General features: G+C 34.3%; 6 protein-coding genes. 1 reads left to right on the forward strand and 5 read right to left on the reverse strand.

The genetic code is table 11. From position 1 onward, the window contains the following. Nucleotides 1–470 precede the first annotated feature (470 nt). The 5 genes from K322_RS0113420 to K322_RS20685 form a co-directional block, all read right to left on the reverse strand. A complete protein-coding gene (locus tag K322_RS0113420) occupies nucleotides 471–692 on the reverse strand; it encodes a hypothetical protein (RefSeq protein ID WP_026627336.1) in 222 nt (73 codons plus the stop codon). 172 nt (nucleotides 693–864) lie between these two features. Next, the gene (locus K322_RS0113430; protein WP_026627337.1) at nucleotides 865–1,044 is read right to left on the reverse strand and encodes a hypothetical protein; all 180 of its coding nucleotides are present in this window, start codon (nucleotides 1,042–1,044) and stop codon (nucleotides 865–867) included. After that, on the reverse strand, nucleotides 1,041–1,415 hold the full coding sequence (locus tag K322_RS0113435; protein ID WP_026627338.1) for a hypothetical protein: 375 nt from the start codon (nucleotides 1,413–1,415) through the stop codon (nucleotides 1,041–1,043). Before K322_RS0113435 ends, K322_RS0113430 begins: the two co-directional genes overlap by 4 nt. Before the next feature lie 2 nt (nucleotides 1,416–1,417). After that, a complete protein-coding gene (locus tag K322_RS0113440; RefSeq protein WP_026627339.1) occupies nucleotides 1,418–1,603 on the reverse strand; it encodes a MerR family transcriptional regulator in 186 nt (61 codons plus the stop codon). 2 nt (nucleotides 1,604–1,605) lie between these two features. Then, nucleotides 1,606–1,779, reverse strand: a complete 174-nt coding sequence (locus K322_RS20685; protein ID WP_084158581.1) for a helix-turn-helix domain-containing protein — start codon at nucleotides 1,777–1,779, stop codon at nucleotides 1,606–1,608. A 121-nt stretch (nucleotides 1,780–1,900) separates the two neighbouring features. Here K322_RS20685 and K322_RS0113450 point away from each other — a divergent pair, with 121 nt between their 5' ends. Then, entirely contained in the window at nucleotides 1,901–2,578 is a 678-nt protein-coding gene (locus K322_RS0113450; protein WP_026627340.1) for a S24 family peptidase, read from the forward strand. Nucleotides 2,579–2,681 lie beyond the last annotated feature (103 nt).

Below are 2,681 nucleotides of genomic sequence, written 5' to 3' on the forward strand. Positions count from 1 at the left end.
CTCCCAGATAGCAACCCAATGCACACTGAGAAAAAACCTCACTCCCTAAATTAATCTGATTCTATTTTCGTTTTTTCTTGTGACGGGAATGAGGCTTTTTAGATTATTGGTGTCTGTGATATTTTAGCAAAGTTTCATTTTGACCTCCTTTCTGTTTTAGTGTTCATACTATTATTCATTTAGCTTCAAAAAACACATTGCTTGTTTCCGGATAGGCGATCAAGCCACACCGGAATTATATTTTTATGCTCACGGTTTACCTACCCTTACCGCAAAGGAAATTTCGAGCATCTTATGTAATCCATCATATTACACGTAGTTTGAAATATCATCGGTTCAACTTGTTTATGAATTAGCAAGTCCTAGATCGGAAATATGTAAAAGATCTTGATTTGTGAGCGGCAAGGGAATCGAACCCCTTAGATGCATTACAAACCGACTACATCTATACCGGACACCGCCCGTTTGGCTTAATAGCCTATTATATCTTCTGGAAATTGGACGTTGCGCCCTTCTGAGGTTTGATACTCAAGCATTGAATCTTTTTGTCTTTGCTCTATTTCTTCTGTACTAGGGAAATGACCATCCCTGACTTCTGACTGATTGATCTTTGCAAAATAGATTAGCAGGAATACTGCTATTGCGAACCACATCAAATGGTTTCTTGTGAGTTTTATACTTTTTGTTTTCATGATCAGTTGTATTTTGGATATTGTTCATAAAAAGCTAGAGTAGCCTCATTCAAAAATGAATTATAGAATTTTCTAGGGAGTTTTACGGGAAAGGATACTTTAATCAACTTTTTACCATCTACATGCGCGATAGCTTTTGCTCCCAAATTATTGAATGTAAATTCTATCTTTTTCATAATAATAGATATGTGATGATTGAGCCGATTATAATTCCAATTATCCAACAGTATGCAGTTCCTGTTTTGCCTAGAGTTTCATCTTCGATGATTTGAGGTGTTTCTTTCGAATAGTCGCAAGTCACTTTTGAAACTTCACGACCTTTGGGGTTGGTATAGCGTCTTTTCTTGGTCATATGGCATACTCTTTTTCGTTTTCGTAATAGTAGGTCTCGTCATACTCGTTAAGGTCTGATATCTTGTCGTATAGGTAGCCTTTCAATATATCTGTGTAGATTTCGCAATCATCATCAGAGCCGTAAGATTCAGTAGCTTTGTCGTATTTGCATATCTCACAGTAGTAAAGAGAAATATGGCGATAACTCATCCCTTTGTAGTCAACTGTCACTTCAATGTGGAAGCCGTTAAGTGTTTCTGCTATGAATGATTTCTGATCTCCGTAATTATAGACATCCAATTCTTGCATAGCTTGTTTTGCTATCTCTTCCAATGCACTATTTGTTAGTACTGGCTTGAAGTCGTTTATGTTTAATTGTAAAGCGCCCATGATTATTTCTTCTTAATTGCTAATGATGAATTCTTGTATAAAAAACTATCTACCATTTCTTGAGTGTATCGGTAAACTTGCCCCATTCTGATAAAGTCTAATCCTTTAGACCTTCTGTATTTTCTCAATGTTCGCTTATCTTTTATCGATAGCTTTAACATTACATCTTGATCTGTTAGTAGTTCCATGGTTAGTCTTTTTGTTTTGTGAAGTCATTAGGGTCGAATAGTATGGTTCCGCCAACTTTAGTATATTTTAATAGATCTTTGTCTCGCCAGTTGTAGACTGTCTTTAGGCATACCCCTAAGTGCTTAGCCAGTCCTTTGTACCCTCTTATAGGTTTTATTGCTGTCTTGTTTTCCATATTTATTATATATATTTGCTATTATTTTTCTATATGATTACAATGCAAATATAGACTAATAGTCTAATTTAGCAAAATAAATTAGACTGAAAATCTAATTTAATAATGTTAAAATATTTATATGGTTGATTGTCAGACAATAAAAGATAGGATTGAGGCTTACCTTAAGTATAGAAACATAAAAAAATCTTATTTTGAGAAAGAAATAGGAGCCTCTAATGGGTATATTAATAGTATAAAAAAATCAATAGGCCAGGAGTATTTAGACCAAATATCTAATTTATACCCTGATCTAAATATAACGTGGCTACTTACAGGGAAGGGTGATATGTTGAATATTGAAAATTCAGAATCGGTCAATGATAGTCCCATCACAATATCCATAGATGAAGGTCAGCCGATTTTAGATATTCGTATTTGCGCCGGTCAAGGTATTGGATTATTCGGAGATGAAAATAAAGTTTTATCGAGAGTAAACATTCCAGACTTTAAAGGATGTGTCGGAGTTATTGTTTATGGAGAAAGTATGTATGATAAATACGCTCCGGGTGATGCAGTTTTTGTTCGAGAAATATCTGATTGTAATTATATTGAGAACGGTCAGCCATATATTGTAATTACAAAAGAGGATAGGTTGCTAAAGTTGGTATATCAAGAAAATGATAAATTATCGTTAGTTTCATATAATACCGTTCTTAATCCTGATGGTAGAAGGACATTCCCTGATATGGTTGTTGAAGCAGATGATATATTATTTTTATATAAAGTAGTTGGAAGACTTGCTCGAAATCAGATCTAATAACGGATTTATTTCGGACTGAAATATATAACACGCTGATATATTATGAAATAATTATCTCCGGTCGTGCTACATGAGAAGTCGCTTTTATAGCGGCTTCTTT

It is taken from the genome of Indolivaga capnocytophagoides DSM 22835, from assembly GCF_000426485.1.
GTDB classification, from domain to species: Bacteria; Bacteroidota; Bacteroidia; order Bacteroidales; family Dysgonomonadaceae; genus Dysgonomonas_A; species Dysgonomonas_A capnocytophagoides.